Source organism: Xylanibacter rodentium (assembly GCF_013166575.1).
Lineage (GTDB): Bacteria > Bacteroidota > Bacteroidia > Bacteroidales > Bacteroidaceae > Prevotella > Prevotella rodentium.
Window position 1 is genome coordinate 30971 of record NZ_JABKKE010000010.1, and the last position, 15817, is coordinate 46787.

The 15817-nt window shown below is 45.4% G+C and carries 9 protein-coding genes; 6 read left to right on the forward strand and 3 right to left on the reverse strand.

All coding sequences use genetic code 11. The features are described 5' to 3' along the window. The first annotated feature begins 23 nt into the window (after positions 1 to 23). The 5 genes from HPS55_RS07200 (at position 24) to HPS55_RS07220 (ending at position 9899) form a co-directional block, all read left to right on the forward strand. Entirely contained in the window at positions 24 to 1271 is a 1248-nt protein-coding gene (locus HPS55_RS07200) for a tetratricopeptide repeat protein (protein ID WP_172175579.1), read from the forward strand. Between the two features lie 91 nt (positions 1272 to 1362). Next, positions 1363 to 2496, forward strand: a complete 1134-nt coding sequence (locus tag HPS55_RS07205; protein WP_172175577.1) for a tetratricopeptide repeat protein — start codon at positions 1363 to 1365, stop codon at positions 2494 to 2496. Between the two features lie 145 nt (positions 2497 to 2641). Further along, positions 2642 to 4390 carry a phospho-sugar mutase gene (locus tag HPS55_RS07210; RefSeq protein ID WP_172175575.1) on the forward strand — a complete coding sequence of 583 codons (1749 nt, stop codon included), beginning with the start codon at positions 2642 to 2644 and terminating at the stop codon, positions 4388 to 4390. 239 nt (positions 4391 to 4629) lie between these two features. After that, positions 4630 to 7008 (forward strand): glycoside hydrolase family 2 TIM barrel-domain containing protein, encoded by a 2379-nt coding sequence (locus HPS55_RS07215; RefSeq protein WP_253945799.1) that lies wholly within the window; start codon positions 4630 to 4632, stop codon positions 7006 to 7008. 359 nt (positions 7009 to 7367) lie between these two features. Continuing rightward, complete coding sequence (locus HPS55_RS07220; protein ID WP_172175571.1) at positions 7368 to 9899, forward strand: ATP-dependent Clp protease ATP-binding subunit; 2532 nt, start codon at positions 7368 to 7370, stop codon at positions 9897 to 9899. A 72-nt stretch (positions 9900 to 9971) separates the two neighbouring features. Here HPS55_RS07220 and tilS read toward each other — a convergent pair whose 3' ends face one another. From tilS to HPS55_RS07235, 3 genes are all read right to left on the reverse strand, one after another. Next, positions 9972 to 11342, reverse strand: coding sequence for a tRNA lysidine(34) synthetase TilS (gene tilS, locus HPS55_RS07225; protein WP_253945798.1), 1371 nt, complete (start codon positions 11340 to 11342; stop codon positions 9972 to 9974). Positions 11343 to 11345: 3 nt separating this feature from the next. Continuing rightward, positions 11346 to 12527: a class I SAM-dependent rRNA methyltransferase gene (locus HPS55_RS07230; protein ID WP_172175569.1), complete on the reverse strand. Its 1182-nt coding sequence runs from the start codon at positions 12525 to 12527 to the stop codon at positions 11346 to 11348. Between the two features lie 64 nt (positions 12528 to 12591). Further along, entirely contained in the window at positions 12592 to 13224 is a 633-nt protein-coding gene (locus HPS55_RS07235; RefSeq protein WP_172175567.1) for a 3'-5' exonuclease, read from the reverse strand. A gap of 103 nt (positions 13225 to 13327) precedes the next feature. Here HPS55_RS07235 and HPS55_RS07240 point away from each other — a divergent pair, with 103 nt between their 5' ends. Continuing rightward, on the forward strand, positions 13328 to 15811 hold the full coding sequence (locus HPS55_RS07240; protein ID WP_172175565.1) for an FtsK/SpoIIIE family DNA translocase: 2484 nt from the start codon (positions 13328 to 13330) through the stop codon (positions 15809 to 15811). Positions 15812 to 15817: the final 6 nt, after the last annotated feature.

A 15817-nucleotide genomic window follows, 5' to 3' on the forward strand; every position in this document is an offset into this window, starting at 1 on the left:
TAACTTTTAAACAAATTACCACAATGAAAAAAATTATGATGATGGCAGTTATGGCAGCCATGTCCGCCACTACTGCGTTTGCGCAAGACGACCTGGTAAAACAGGCACAGAAACTCTGTGACAAAGGAGAATATGGGGAAGCAGTGAAAGTGATTACGCCTGCGCTGACATCGGATGCGACAAAAGATAAAGCTGCCGCATGGAATACACTCAACAACATCTGCTACAAAGAATATGAACATCAGGGTCAGCTGGCCGGCGAACATGCTGTGATGAAGGACAAACCCGAAGCCGACTCGGCATTGATGTACTCCAGTATCGTGAAGGCGCTGGAGGCAGCAATGAAGTGTGACGAGTATGACGTGCAACCCAATGAGAAAGGCAAGGTGAAGATACGTTTCCGCAAGGCCAATCAAGACAGATACACCAACGGACGTCTCGGACTGATCGCAGCAGGACAATATGCCCACACTCACAAAAAATCTGAGGATGCCCAAAAGGCATGGGGATTGTATGTTGACTGTACGGCAAGCCCGATGTTTGAGGGCGTGGATCTGTCTAAAGACGAATATCGTTCGCAGATAGCTTATTTTGCCGGTCTTCTGGCTTACCAAAACAAGGATTATGCCGCTGCCACAAAATATGCCAAGATAGCGGCCGAGGACCCGGAGAGAAAGGCCGATGCCAACGAAATTCTGCTCTTCGCCAAGAAGGACGGTGCAAAAACAAAAGAGGACACACTGTCATATGTGAACACCGTAAAGGAGTTGCATACACAGCATCCTGAAGAGGACAGATACTTCAATCTGCTCATGGACTACTATATCAAGTCGGGCGATAAGAACGCCATGAAGAAGTGGGCCGAAGAGGAAGTTGCCGCTTATCCGCAGAACAAGATGGCATGGGCACTCAAAGGTGAGGCCGAAATGAATTCACAGCAGTGGGATGCAGCCGTGGCTTCGTATAAGAAAGCAGCCGAGATCGACCCGACATTCGTGCAGGTGATCTTCAACACCGGTGTTTGTCTGAACTCGAAAGCCATCGAACTCAAAGACAAGGTGGCAGACAAGAAGACAGGCAATCTTACTACCGAGAATTTTAATAAGGTGAAAAACATACTCCTTCAGTCTAAAGAATATCTTGAGAAAGCGCGCGAACTCGATCCTAACCGCGAGAAGGTTAATTGGGCATATCCGTTATATCAGATATACTATTCACTCGGTGAGAAAGAAAAATCGGCTGAAATGGAGGCTTTGCTTGGCAACAACTAAAAAATAAAACGTAAAAGTGACAAAGAGGCTCGTTTACATACTGCTTCTCTTACTATTGACAACACCGTGCCTGAGAGCTCAACGAAAAGAGATGGCTCAGGCACGGTCTTATCTGAAGAGCGGCAACAATCTGGATAAGGCGGAGAAAATCATTACTGATTTGCTTGCGGATGACTCTGTGGGGCGCAGCAAGGCAAAGATTCACTTACTCTTGTATCAGATTGTGAAAAAACAATATGACAAGGGCAATGAAAAACTGTATCTGAAAGAGCAGTATGATACAGCCGCACTATTCGATCATACGAAACGTATGTTTACGATTCTTGAGCGGCTCGACTCGGTGGATATGATGCCTGATAAACATGGAAAGGTGAAACCGGCATACAGACGCAAAAATGCAGCCGAATTGAATGGCTATCGGGCCAACCTGTACAATGGCGGAGCCTATCATGTCAGGAAGAAGAACTATGACAAAGCTTTCTCTTTTTATGATATGTATATAGATTGTGGAGCCCAGCCGTTGTTCGACGGATATGACTATATTGATTCCGACAGAAAGATGACAGAGGCCGCCTATTGGGCCTCATATTGCGGGTACAAACTTGACAGTGCGGAAATGATAATGAAATACTATGATATGGCACTCAAGGACACATCGCGTCTGCGACACCTGTTACGTTTCAAGGCTGCCGCATGCAAGAAAACGGGCGACGGGAAAGGATATGTAGCAGCACTGAACGAAGGATTCAGGCGCTATCCACAATATGAATATTTCTTCCCAAGGCTGATAGATTACTATACAGGACATAATATGTTTGACAGCGCATTGGCAGTTGCAGACAAGGCTTTGGATACTGACGACAAAAACAAGTTGTTCCTATTGGCCAAATCTATGTTGCTGTTCAATATGGGCAGGGATGAGGACTGTATAAAGACGAGCGACTTGCTCATAAGCATCAATGACTCTCTGCCGGAACCCTATTTCTATGCAGGTATGGCATATATCAATATGGCGTTGGACATGGAGAAAAAAGGCAGTACAACAAAGAGTGTGAAAAACAAACTAAAAGAATTATACGACAAGGCCTGTCCATACATGGAAAAGTATCGTACAATAGCTCCTGACGACAAGGACAAATGGGCTCCTGCACTTTACAGAATATATTTGAACTTGAACATGGGCCGCAAGTTCGAGGAAATAGACAAGATGCTTAACGAGAAGTAAGACACAGCTCTTACATATGCGCTTTGCATCTTTTCAATGAATGTTTTTAGCTAAAAAAAACAAAAATAGTACATACATATAACTGATTATCTATTTTTTTATTATCTTTGTGAAAAATAAATTGATTTATAAAACTTATACAATTATGGAAAATAACACCCAGCTTATTGCCCAATGTGAGGCAAAAGCACAGCAATGGCTTGCACCGGCTTTTGATGAAGAGACCAAACAAGCCGTACAGAAAATGTTGTCAGATGAGGATAAGACCAATCTTATCGAGTGTTTCTATAAAGACCTTGAATTTGGAACAGGAGGTTTGCGCGGTATAATGGGAGCCGGAAGCAACCGAATGAACGTATATACTGTTGGTATGGCGACACAAGGATTCGCCAATTATCTGAAGAAGAATTTTGAAGACCGCAACGAGATATCAGTCGTTGTTTGCCACGACTGCCGCAACAACAGCCGTCTGTTTGCAGAGACGGTGGCAAACATTTTCTCGGCAAACGGAATAAAGGTTTATCTGTTTGACGATATGCGCCCTACACCGGAATGCTCTTTTGCCATAAGATATCTGAAGTGTCAAGCGGGTGTCAACGTTACGGCCAGTCACAATCCTCGCGAATACAACGGATACAAGGCTTACTGGGAGGACGGTGCACAGGTACTTTCACCACACGACACCGGAATTATCGATGAAGTGAACAAAGTGACTGTAGACGACGTAAAGTTTGCAGGCAATAAAGAGCTGATACAGATTATCGGTGAAGAAATAGACAAGGTTTATTTGGAACGCATAAAGGAAATTTGCATTGACCCGAAAGTAATTGAACGTCAGAAGGATTTGAAGATTGTTTATACTCCACTACACGGCACGGGTATGACAATGATACCGCGTTCGTTGAAGTTCTGGGGATTCGAGAACGTACATTGCGTGGAAGAACAGATGATAAAGAGCGGTGATTTCCCGACTGTGGTATCACCCAACCCGGAAAACGGCGAGGCTCTCACTTTGGCATTGCGCGACGCCAAAGCTATGGATGCCGATATCGTGATGGCCAGTGACCCCGACGCTGACCGTGTGGGCATGGCATGTAAGAATGACAAAGGCGAGTGGATTCTGATAAACGGCAATCAGACATGTCTGTTGTTCCTATATTACATCATCACGAACCGTAAAGCTACGGGTAAGATGAAAGAAGGAGATTTTATCGTCAAGACTATCGTTACGACAGAGGTTATACGAAAGATTGCAGAGAAACAGAACATCGAGATGCGCGACTGCTATACGGGATTCAAATGGATAGCACGAGAAATTGCATTGTCGGAAGGAAAGCAACAATATATTGGTGGAGGCGAAGAGAGCTACGGATTCTTGGCACAAGACTTCGTTCGTGACAAAGATGCCGTATCGGCATGCTCTTTGCTGGCTGAGATTTGTGCATATGCCAAAGACCAAGGCAAGACGCTTTATGATCTGCTGATGGATATCTATGTGGAGTATGGATTCTCACAGGAATTCACTATCAACGTTGTAAAACCAGGAAAGAGCGGAGCCGACGAAATAAAGCAGATGATGACGGACTTCCGCAACAACCCGCCAAAAGAATTGGGAGGAAGCAAGGTTGTTGTATGGAAAGACTATCAGACATTGGAACAGAAATGTGCCGACGGAACAGTAACTAAGATGGATATGCCGACAACAAGCAACGTGCTGCAATGGTTCTGTGACGACGAGACAAAGATAAGCGTACGTCCGTCAGGTACTGAACCGAAGATAAAGTTCTATATTGAAATAAAGGATAGTACAATGAAGTGTGCCGGATGCTACGAGCGTTGCACAAAGGCTGCTGCGGAGAAAATTGAAGCCATTAAAAAGTCGCTCAATCTGTAATAAAGGATAATTGTGTTTTTCATAGCTTAGAAGGAAAGGATACTGGAACACCAACCGGACAATGGTACCGGAATTGTGTTTCGGTATCCTTCTGATTTTATACAGAATCTTTTCTTATAGCAGTTTCGGCAACGCATTATTTTTATATTTTGTCAGTTTTTTCGGCTTTTATTCGTATCTTTGCACAATAACAATTCTACTAAAATATGAAACGTATATCTTTATTTTTTTTAGCCGTGATGGCAATCTTGCCAATGATGGCCGACAACAATCCGCGCATTGTTGAAAGTCTGAATTTTGACTGGCGTTTCCATGCCGGTGATGTGGATGGTGCGCAAACTCCTGATTTTGATGACAGTGGATGGCAAACGATAAACGTGCCTCACGATTTTCAGATACATCAGCCGTGGATAGCTCCGGAAAAAGGAGAAAAAGCCGACAACAGTGATGCCGCAAGCAATGTGAAAAGCCGTCTCAGCTCGCGTGGGTTCAAGGAAATGGGCATAGGATGGTATCGTAAGAACATCACCCCCGACGCCTCATGGAAAGGCAAGCGCGTTATACTTGATTTCGAAGGCATAATGCTTGTTGGAGACGTTTATCTGAACGGACAGCGTGTTGGAGGAACTGACTACGGATATGTAGGATTTGATATTGATGTTACAAAACTGCTCAAATATGGTCAGTCGAATGTGATTGCAGTCAAGTCCAACACACAAAGACCTGAAAATTCACGTTGGTATACAGGTGGTGGATTGTTTCGTGACGTCAATCTGATAGTGACAGACGGTCAACAGTACTTCACACGTCACCCGCTATATATCACAACTCCGGTTGTCAGCGAGCAAAAAGCCACAGTGAAGATACAGGCAGAAATGGCGTGCTATCTGAAGATAAAAGACCTGAAAGTAAACACAAGGATTCTGGATGCCGAAGGCAATGCCGTATACGATGCCACAAAGGATATACCTTTCAACCGTGGTCAGAAGATAAACGAACATATCGTGGACAGCATTACCATGGATGCACCGAAGTTGTGGAGTTGCGAATCTCCTTATCTCTATACAGCTGTTGTGACACTGATGCGTCCGGACGGGACCGTGGCAGACAGAGTGGAGGAACACTTCGGTATACGTTCGATAGAATATTCACCCGAATTCGGATTCAAGCTCAATGGCAAGAAAGTGATATTCAAAGGCATAGCCAATCACCACACTCTCGGTGCTCTCGGTGCTGCCGCATATCCACGTGCAATGGAGAAGCGGATACAGTTGCTCAAAGAGTATGGATTCAATCATATACGTACTTCTCACAATCCTTACAGCAAATCTTTTCTTGACTTATGCGACAAATATGGAATGCTCGTGGTAGACGAACTTTACGACAAATGGCTCACACAGTTTGCAGGAGGCCGAACGGAGTGGCTAAATCTGTGGCAGCAGGATATCCCGGAATTCATACGTCGTGACCGTAACCATCCGTCGGTAGTGATGTGGAGTCTCGGCAATGAATTACAGACATACTGGAATCTGCCATATGCCGATTGGGGAGTTACCCCATATCGTTTGCAACGCGAATTGCTCCACCGTTACGATACGACCAGGCCTGTAACGGTAGCCATGCATCCCCGCGGACGTAATCAGAAGACGGATTCGCTGCCGGCACCGCTTGTGCACGAGACTGACATAGCATCGTACAACTATCGCTATATGTATTTTCCTGGTGACAGACGCCGTTTCCCCAATATGATATTCTATCAGAGTGAGGCTAATACGGCAATGATGGGACCTAACTATTATGAAATGGATCTCGACAAAGTGGTCGGTTTGGCATATTGGGGCATGATAGACTATCTGGGAGAATCTAACGGCTGGCCTGCAAAGGGATGGGCACAAGGAGTGTTTGACATATCACTCGAACCGAAACCGATAGCTTATTTCCTCAGAAGCATATTCAAACCGGAGGAACCAGTAGTGCACATCGGCATCATCGACAGCGATGACAATACAGTGTGGAATGACGTGAAAGTAGGTACGCAGCGCATGTCTGACCACTGGAACCGCAAGCAAGGAAGCTCCATGTCGCTCTATACATATACCAATGCAGACGAGGTGGAACTATTTATCAATGGAAAGAGTATTGGAGTCAAAAAGAATTCGAAAGAACCTAAGACACGCAATAAGATCAAATGGGATGGTGTGAAATATGAAGCAGGATATATAGAGGCTGTGGCAAAAACAGACGGAAAGATAGTGGCGCGTCACAGAATAGAGACAACAACAGATGCTATGGCACTGAAAGCAGAGATGGATAATGCAGACTGGAAAGCCGACGGAACGGATCTGCAACACGTACGCATAACTGCCGTCGACAAAAAGGGACGCCGGGTGCGGGGAGCACACAACAATCTGACATTTGCTATAGACGGCCCTGCGGAGATTGTCGGTGTAATCAATGGTGACATCACGAGCGAAGAACTAACCGTTGGCAACAAGCGTCGTCTCTATAATGGAACAGCTACGGTCATACTGCGCTCTAAACGTGAAGCAGGAAAAGTCACGCTGACAGCAACAACCGACGGCTTAAAGAATACGAAACTGGTTGTAAGAAAAAACTAATTTTTGAACAAAGACTAAAAGAGCAATAATAACAAAGAGTGCCGGGCCATGAAATTTATGGCCCGGCACTCTTTGTCTTAACCGAAACGAACCATTATTACTGACTTGTCCTGACAGTAATACCTATGGGTTTAGTAGGTCTTCAAAATTAATAATATATAACCGTAATCTCATTTTGGAGCTATACTTTCCCACCATCTTGCCTGCTCTGTATGCCCGTATTAATAAGTCGTGTAATGAAGCTATTTAGACAAGTATTTTATCTTCTTTGCAATTAAAACACTTTTTTGGCATGCCTTTTGCAAATACATAACAGAAATAATAAATCATTGAAGAAATAAAAGGAGGAACCAAAAAATATGACCAGCCAATTTTCACCTAAAGTATCGGAAATACTCGCCTACAGTAGGGAGGAAGCCACACGACTGGCCAGTCGATCGGTTGGCCCGGAACACCTGTTACTCGGTATGCTCAAAATGAAAAACGGTCCGGTAGCAGAGGTGTTTAGAAGACTTAACATCGACTTACAATCCGTAAAAGCAGATTTGGAAGACCGAGTTAGAGAAGACGAACTCAGACTACCGATAAAAACAACTGAACTTGTATTAAATGAAAAAGCTAGCAATATATTGAAGCTCGCTGTTCTTGAAGCCCGTATACAACATACACAACGTGTAGACGAACAACACCTACTGCTCGCAATACTGCACGATCAAGTTGACAACGGAGCCAAATATATACTGGAGATTAACAATATAAATTATGAAGACGTTTTCGCCATGTTGCAACTAAACAACAACACTTACGACGGTATAGGATTGCCTGATGAGGATGAGGATGATATGGAGCAAATTAATGATTCTAAAAATCATACCAGCAACTCATCCAAAATAGCACATACGCAGAAACAGCAAAGTAAAACACCGGTTCTCGACAACTTCGGTACCGACATGACACAAGTTGCCACCGAGGGAAAATTAGACCCTATCGTCGGACGCGAACGTGAAATAATGAGAGTTGTAGAGATTTTATGCCGACGCAAAAAAAACAATCCTATACTTATAGGTGAACCTGGAGTAGGAAAGAGTGCTATTGTCGAAGGACTGGCACAAATGATAGCCTCACGCCATGTATCACCGGTGCTTTTCGGGAAAAGGGTGATAAGTCTCGACATGACGTCTTTAGTGGCGGGAACAAAATACCGCGGTCAGTTTGAAGAGCGAATAAGAGCTCTGATAAAGGAAATCGAACAGAACCCCGATGTTATAATATTCATTGACGAAATACATACACTCGTGGGAGCCGGCTCTACACCTGGAAGCATGGATGCAGCCAACATTCTAAAACCGGCATTAGCAAGAGGCACGATACAGTGCATAGGTGCTACCACACTTGACGAATACCGCAACAGCATAGAAAAAGATGGAGCTTTGGAACGACGATTCCAAAAAGTGATTGTTGAGCCGACAACGGCCGACGAGACACTTACAATACTGAGCAATATAAAAGACCGGTATGAGCGCCATCACCATGTAATATATACGGATGAGGCTATTGAGGCATGTGTCAAACTGACAGCCCGATACATCACCGACCGACAGTTTCCCGACAAAGCCATTGACGCACTTGACGAAGTCGGCTCTCGGGTACATTTGGGTAGCGTACAGATTCCGCCTGAGATAACCGAAAAGGAGAAAGAAATAAAGTATATCAAAGAGAAGAAACAAAGTGCTGTGATAAATCAGAACTTTGAACTGGCTGCGGGATACCGCGACAGACAGACGGAACTGGAAGCAGAACTGAAAGAACTAAATGAGAAATGGACAAACGGAGAAAGCGGTGAACGTCAGACCGTGACCGAACATGATGTGGCTGACGTGGTTTCGATGATGACCGGAATTCCCGTACAACGCATGGCACAGGCCGAGGGAATACGCCTGAAAGGCATGGCTGCCGAATTGAAAGGTGCCGTAATAGCACAGGATGCAGCCATAGACAAAATGGTGAAAGCCATACAACGCAACCGTGTGGGACTGAAAGACCCCAACCGCCCTATTGGCGCATTCATGTTTCTCGGCCCGACCGGTGTAGGAAAGACCTATCTGACAAAAAAACTGGCCGAGTTCATGTTTGGTTCGACAGATGCACTGATACGCATTGACATGAGCGAATATACCGAAAGTTTCAACGTGTCAAGACTTATCGGAGCGCCTCCGGGATATGTGGGTTACGAAGAAGGCGGACAACTGACGGAGCGTGTGCGCCGTCATCCCTACTCCATCGTATTGCTGGACGAGATAGAGAAGGCTCACGGCAATGTGTATAACCTGCTTTTGCAAGTACTTGACGAAGGACGACTGACAGACGGCAACGGCCGCTTTGTCGATTTCCGCAACACGGTAATCATAATGACAAGCAATGCCGGAACAAAGCAGTTAAAAGATTTTTCGCGTGGTGTAGGATTCAATGCCACAACCATAGGTCCGGCACTCAACGAGAAAGACAAGGAATATGCACGCGGTATAATACAGAAGTCACTCAGCAAACAGTTCTCACCCGAATTTCTCAACCGTCTTGACGAAATTGTAACGTTCGACCAGCTGGATCTTGAGGCTATAAAAAAGATAACGGATATTGAAATCATCGGGATGCTCAAGCGCGTGGAAACATTGGGATACAAAGTCGAGATAAGCGATAAGGCCAAAGAGTTTGTTGCCTCAAAAGGATATGACGTACAGTTCGGGGCGCGCCCGCTGAAACGTTCCATACAAACTTATATAGAGGACGGACTGAGCGAACTGATAATAAACAACGAACCGGCACCAGGCACGACAATACGCATTGACAAAAAAGAAAATGCGGAAGAACTGACGCTGGAAGTCAAGAATTAAAAATAAAGAGTAAAAAGTCAAGAGTTATGATTACTATACCAATCAGGTAAAGCACATCATAACTCTTGACTTTTAATTCTTAGCTTTTTCTATTTTCAGCCTGACTACTCTCCGGCTATGCGTAGTTATGCGAAAGCGATTGTCCGGACGCTCACCCACCAGCCAGACTATATCTCCATTACAATCGGCAAGCACTATACTGCGGCGCTTATCGAAAAGAGTACGCTTACGATCAGTGAGATAGTCGCTCACAAGTTTTGAACCACGCATACCCAAAGGCACGAAACGATCACCGGCAGCAGCAGGCCGCAAAACGAGCGGAAACGACACTTTATCAGCATCAAGACACACCGTATCAGCAGTACGTGGCAATACGAAATCGCTATCGATATCATGCTGTGAAACAGTAATACGACGCCCGTCAGAAAGGACATATACCCCAGGGTCTATTATTTTCATAAGTCTTATCGCTACGTGCCGCGGTTCGATAATAATGCGCCCACGGTCTATAAGTAGATCAAATCCGGAAGAGGAGTAAACACGCCCCGATGATGATACATCAATATTGGCATACACCTGTTCAACCTGAGCCGAAGTAAAACCATAGTCACTGAGTATACTGTACAGCAGGCTTTCGGGTGACGGTTCGGCCATCAGACGGGCCGTCACCAAAATGACCCCACTGCAAGACGGTACAATAACATCCTGACCGACAGATTCCGTCACGCGACGGCGACCGGCGGACATAGCATCATCAAACACACGGACGGCCTCACCGACATATTCCGCAGTACGACGGATATTGTCTGTTGCCGAAGGATTTATCTCTTTCAGCAGGGGAATTACGTTCAGCCTGAACTTGTTGCGCGTAACATCGTCTACAAGGTTTGTACTGTCAGTGACATAATCCTGACCCTCAGAAGCTAAATAACTTTCAATGTCAGAACGGCTGATGCAAAGGAGCGGACGACGCACATATCCGTTTATCGGACGTATGCCAGTCAACCCGTGTATACCTGTGCCACGCACAAGGTTCATCAGCAGCGTCTCAACACTGTCGTCGCTATGATGAGCCACACAGATATCGGCAGCACCTATATCATGGCGCAACTGCTCAAAATATCGGTAGCGCAATTCACGAGCGGCCATCTCAATGCTTATCTTGTGAAGCGAAGCATATTCGGCAGTTGCAAAATGAGCGACATGGAAAGGCACGCCGCGTTCGTCACACAATGACTTCACGAAACGCTCGTCGCGGCACGATTCCTCACCACGCAGATGGAAATTGCAATGGGCCACCTCCACATCATAGCCCAAAGACATCAAGAGCAGAAGCAAGGCCACGCTGTCAGCTCCTCCACTGAGAGCTACGATATGCTTGGCTTTGCTGTCCAGCATCCCATAGCGGTCAATATACGCCGATACAATATCTTTTGTTGTCAAGGCTCACTCTACGTATAATACAAGTCCTTTGAGGTATTCGCCCTCAGGATGATAAATATTGATGGGATGATCGGCAGGCTGGTGCAACTGATGAAGTATGCGTACTTTACGTCCTGACATGGCGGCAGCCGTGAAGACAGCATTGCGGAAATTGTCTTTCGTTATCACCTGACTGCACGAAAACGTGAACAATATGCCGCCGCTTTTTATCTTCTCAAAGGCTTTGGCATTTAGACGGCAGTAACCTTTGAGCGCATTACGTATGGCCCCCCTATGCTTGGCAAAAGCCGGCGGATCGAGAATCACGATATCATAGTGACTCCCGGCCTCATCAAGATACTTGAAAGCATCTTCACAGAATGCTTCATGACGGGTATCGCCAGGGAAATTCAGTTCAACATTGCGACGTGTCAGTTCAATGGCCTTGGCACTACTGTCCACGGAATGCACAAGGGAAGCCCCGCCACGCATGGCATAAAAGGAGAATCCACCGGTATAACAGAACATATTGAGCACCTTGCGACCATAAGAGTAACGCTCAAGCAGACTACGGTTTTCACGTTGGTCGACAAAGAAACCGGTCTTTTGCCCCTTCAGCCAGTCTACATGGAAACGCAGACCGTTTTCCATTGCCGTATTGTCATCACTACTGCCATAGATGAATCCGTTCTCTTGTCCGAGGTCAGCCTTGAACGGCAAGGTTGTCTCGCTCTTATAGTATATATTCTCTATCCGTCCGTCAGAAACCTTGACGATAGCCTGAGCCACATCCATACGACATATATGCATGCCCACGCTGTGAGCCTGCATGACAGCTGTCTTTCCATAAACATCGACCACAAGTCCGGGCAGATTGTCTCCCTCGCCATGCACCAAACGATAAGTATTGTTTGTGGAATTGTCGGCTATACCCATGGCAACGCGCAGACGTAGTGCCGAGCGTATGCGCGACTCCCAAAAAGACGAATCCACAGTAACGTCACGAAAAGACAAGACACGAACTGCAATAGACCCTATCTGATAATGTCCCACAGCGATGAAATCACCAGATGAGGTGATTACTCTCACTGTATCACCTTCTTCTATACCGTCATCGGCATGATGGATGGCACCCGAAAATACCCATGGATGAAAGCGCTTGAGACTATCTTCCTTGCCTCGCTTTAGATATATCTGCTTATACATTGTTTATAGTGTAATTATATAATTTCGAAAGAACATACAATGAATCATTGACATATAATCATACCTACGCTTTAATGTCTGAATCCTTTATTATCAGCTCATAATCGCCAGTCGCCTTAAGACGCTGAAGCTCTTCGTAGAGATTGATACATGTCCAGGCATCCGTAGCTGCATAAAGTTTCTGCTTGTCTGAAAGGACATCGGCTTCCCAATTGGTCAGCCGCTGGTGCTTGCTTATCTTCTGTCCGAAAAAATTAGCATACAGCTTTTGCAGACTAAGATCCTCTACACCGATCTCTCTGACATGATCCTGCAAGTCAATAAAATTGCCGGGGGTAAAGTCTGCAACCCTTCGCAACATTGTAAGGTCATCGTTAAGAGACAGACCTATCTTAGGCACGGTTGTGTCTTCGAGCAGTCGTTTTATTACAGGGGATATTCCTATATGATTCAGACGAAAAAGAAAACAGGTGTCATATGACGAAACCTGAAGCAAGGCAACTCTATGTACGACACCCCGCTTGAACGAAGGACGTGTCTCCGTATCAACACCGAGTATAGGCATTGAGAGCAAATAATCTACGGCTCGCTCAGCCTCGAAATCGGAAAGGACCACAACAATGCGTCCCTCAAAAAGCACACGTGGCAACGACGCTATACGCGACTTGTCGTACTTGTTATATAATAGTTTTTTCATTATCGGCTGTTTTCAAACTGCAAAAATACAAAAAAGCAATGAGTTTATTATAAAATATAAGTTTTTTCTGCTACTTTTGCAGAATAATTGAGAAAGTTTGGAGATGGCAAAACGTAAAAAAGCAAATAATACAACATCGTTCAGCGAAAGCATCGGCTTCAGCAAAGTATTCCATAACGAGAAACTGAACTTTATGACCGGCCTCGCTTCACTAATCATAGCCATATATATGACGATGGCATTCATATCATTTTTCACCACAGGGAATGCAGACCAGAGTCTTATTGAAGTCCCGAGAGCAGGAGAAATCATGAACGAGAAAAGAGAATTCATGAACAACTGCGGTTCGATAGGCGCATATACAGCATATTATTTCGTAAAACGCTGTTTCGGCATTGCGGCATTCCTGATACCCACATTCCTGATAATGATATCATTAAAGATGATGAGGGTATACATAATAAACCTGTCGAAATGGTTTATCTGCATGACAATCATTATGGTATGGGCCTCGGTGACACTTGCCAAATTCATTACGCCATTGTTTCCAAACAGCAGTTTCAACACCGGCGGCGACCATGGCCAATACATTGCAAGATGGATAGAAAACCTTGTAGGATCGCCCGGACTGACTGCACTGCTGTGTCTTGTGGCTGTCGGTTTCCTCACATATATCAGTACCGAAACGATATATGTTATAAGAAAAATGCTCAATCCTGTAAAATTTTTCACTGACAGGGTGAAGTTTGAAATAAGCAACAACAAGGAAATGAGACTGGAGACGGAAAGCGACGAGATGGAGACGGAACCGGAACACATCGTGGAAGACCCGGATACATTTGACAACCCCGAAGCACAGACTATAAATTTCGATGAAGATACCGCTATGCAGGATACACCGGAAAGAGCGGAAAACGACAATCCGAAAGACCGTGCCGATATGACAGACACACAAGCCGAAAGCACAAAAAGAACTGACCCTGAAATGGATATCAAAGTGGGCAAGAGCGAAGAGAAAGCGCATGGAAAAAAATTAGTAAATCCCGATGATGAAGAGATGGCACCATACGATCCGAAACTCGACTTGGAAAACTATCACTATCCCACTCTCGACCTGCTGAAAAAGTATGAAAACGACGGCAAACCATATATCGATATGGCTGAACAGACGGCAAACAAGAACCGTATTGTCGAGGTACTGCGCAACTTCGGTGTGGAAATAAGCAGCATCAAGGCCACTGTCGGCCCGACCATAACACTATATGAGATAACCCCTGCACAAGGAGTCCGCATTTCTAAAATACGCAATCTGGAAGACGACATCGCACTAAGTCTTTCTGCATTGGGCATACGTATCATTGCCCCTATACCCGGCAAAGGGACCATAGGTATCGAAGTGCCGAACGCCAAGCCTAACATCGTGTCGATGGAGAGCATACTCAACTCGAAGAAGTTTCAGGAAAGCGTTATGGAACTGCCATGTGCCATTGGCAAGACCATCACAAACGAGGTGTTCATGTTTGACTTGGCAAAGATACCCCATCTGCTCGTGGCCGGCGCTACCGGACAAGGCAAGTCCGTTGGACTGAACACCATCATCACATCAATGCTGTATAAAAAACATCCGGCAGAACTGAAGATTGTGCTGATCGACCCGAAAAAGGTTGAGTTCAGCATATACGGCCCAATAGCCAACCACTTCCTGGCAAAAGTTCCTGACGAAGACTCAGAACCTATAATAACAGACGTAACAAAGGTTGTGCGCACACTCAACAGCCTCTGCAAAGAGATGGACACACGCTATGACCTTCTGAAAATAGCTGGAGCAAGAAATATAAAGGAATATAACAAAAAATTCAAGGACAGACAGCTAAACCCGCAAAAAGGCCACAAGTTCATGCCATACATCGTGGTCATCATCGACGAGTTCGGAGACCTGATAATGACTGCAGGAAAAGAAATAGAACTGCCCATAGCACGCATTGCCCAATTGGCACGCGCTGTAGGCATTCACATGGTAATTGCCACACAGCGACCCACAACAACCATCATCACAGGTAACATCAAAGCCAATTTCCCTGGAAGAATAGCTTTCAAAGTGAGTGCGATGATAGACTCAAAAACCATCCTCGACCGCCCCGGTGCCAACCAACTGATAGGACGTGGCGATTTGCTTTTCCTCAACGGCAATGAACCGGTGCGTGTCCAATGCGCATTTGTAGACACTCCGGAGGTAGAGAACATCAACAACTTCATCGCCAGACAACAAGGTTATCTCACACCGTTCGAACTTCCGGAGCCAGACACCGACACCGGCAGCGGAGCAGACGGCGCACCCGACGTAGACATGCAGCATCTTGATCCGCTGTTCGAAGAAGCGGCACGCCTGATAGTACTCAATCAATCGGGAAGTACAAGCCTCATACAGCGCAAATTCTCGATAGGCTACAACCGTGCGGGACGACTGATGGACCAATTGGAGAAAGCCGGCGTTGTAGGGGCCGCCATGGGAAGCAAGCCACGAGAAGTAATGATTCAAGACGAGGTCAGCCTCGACAATCTGCTGAATTCATGGACAAAGAGATAGACAGAA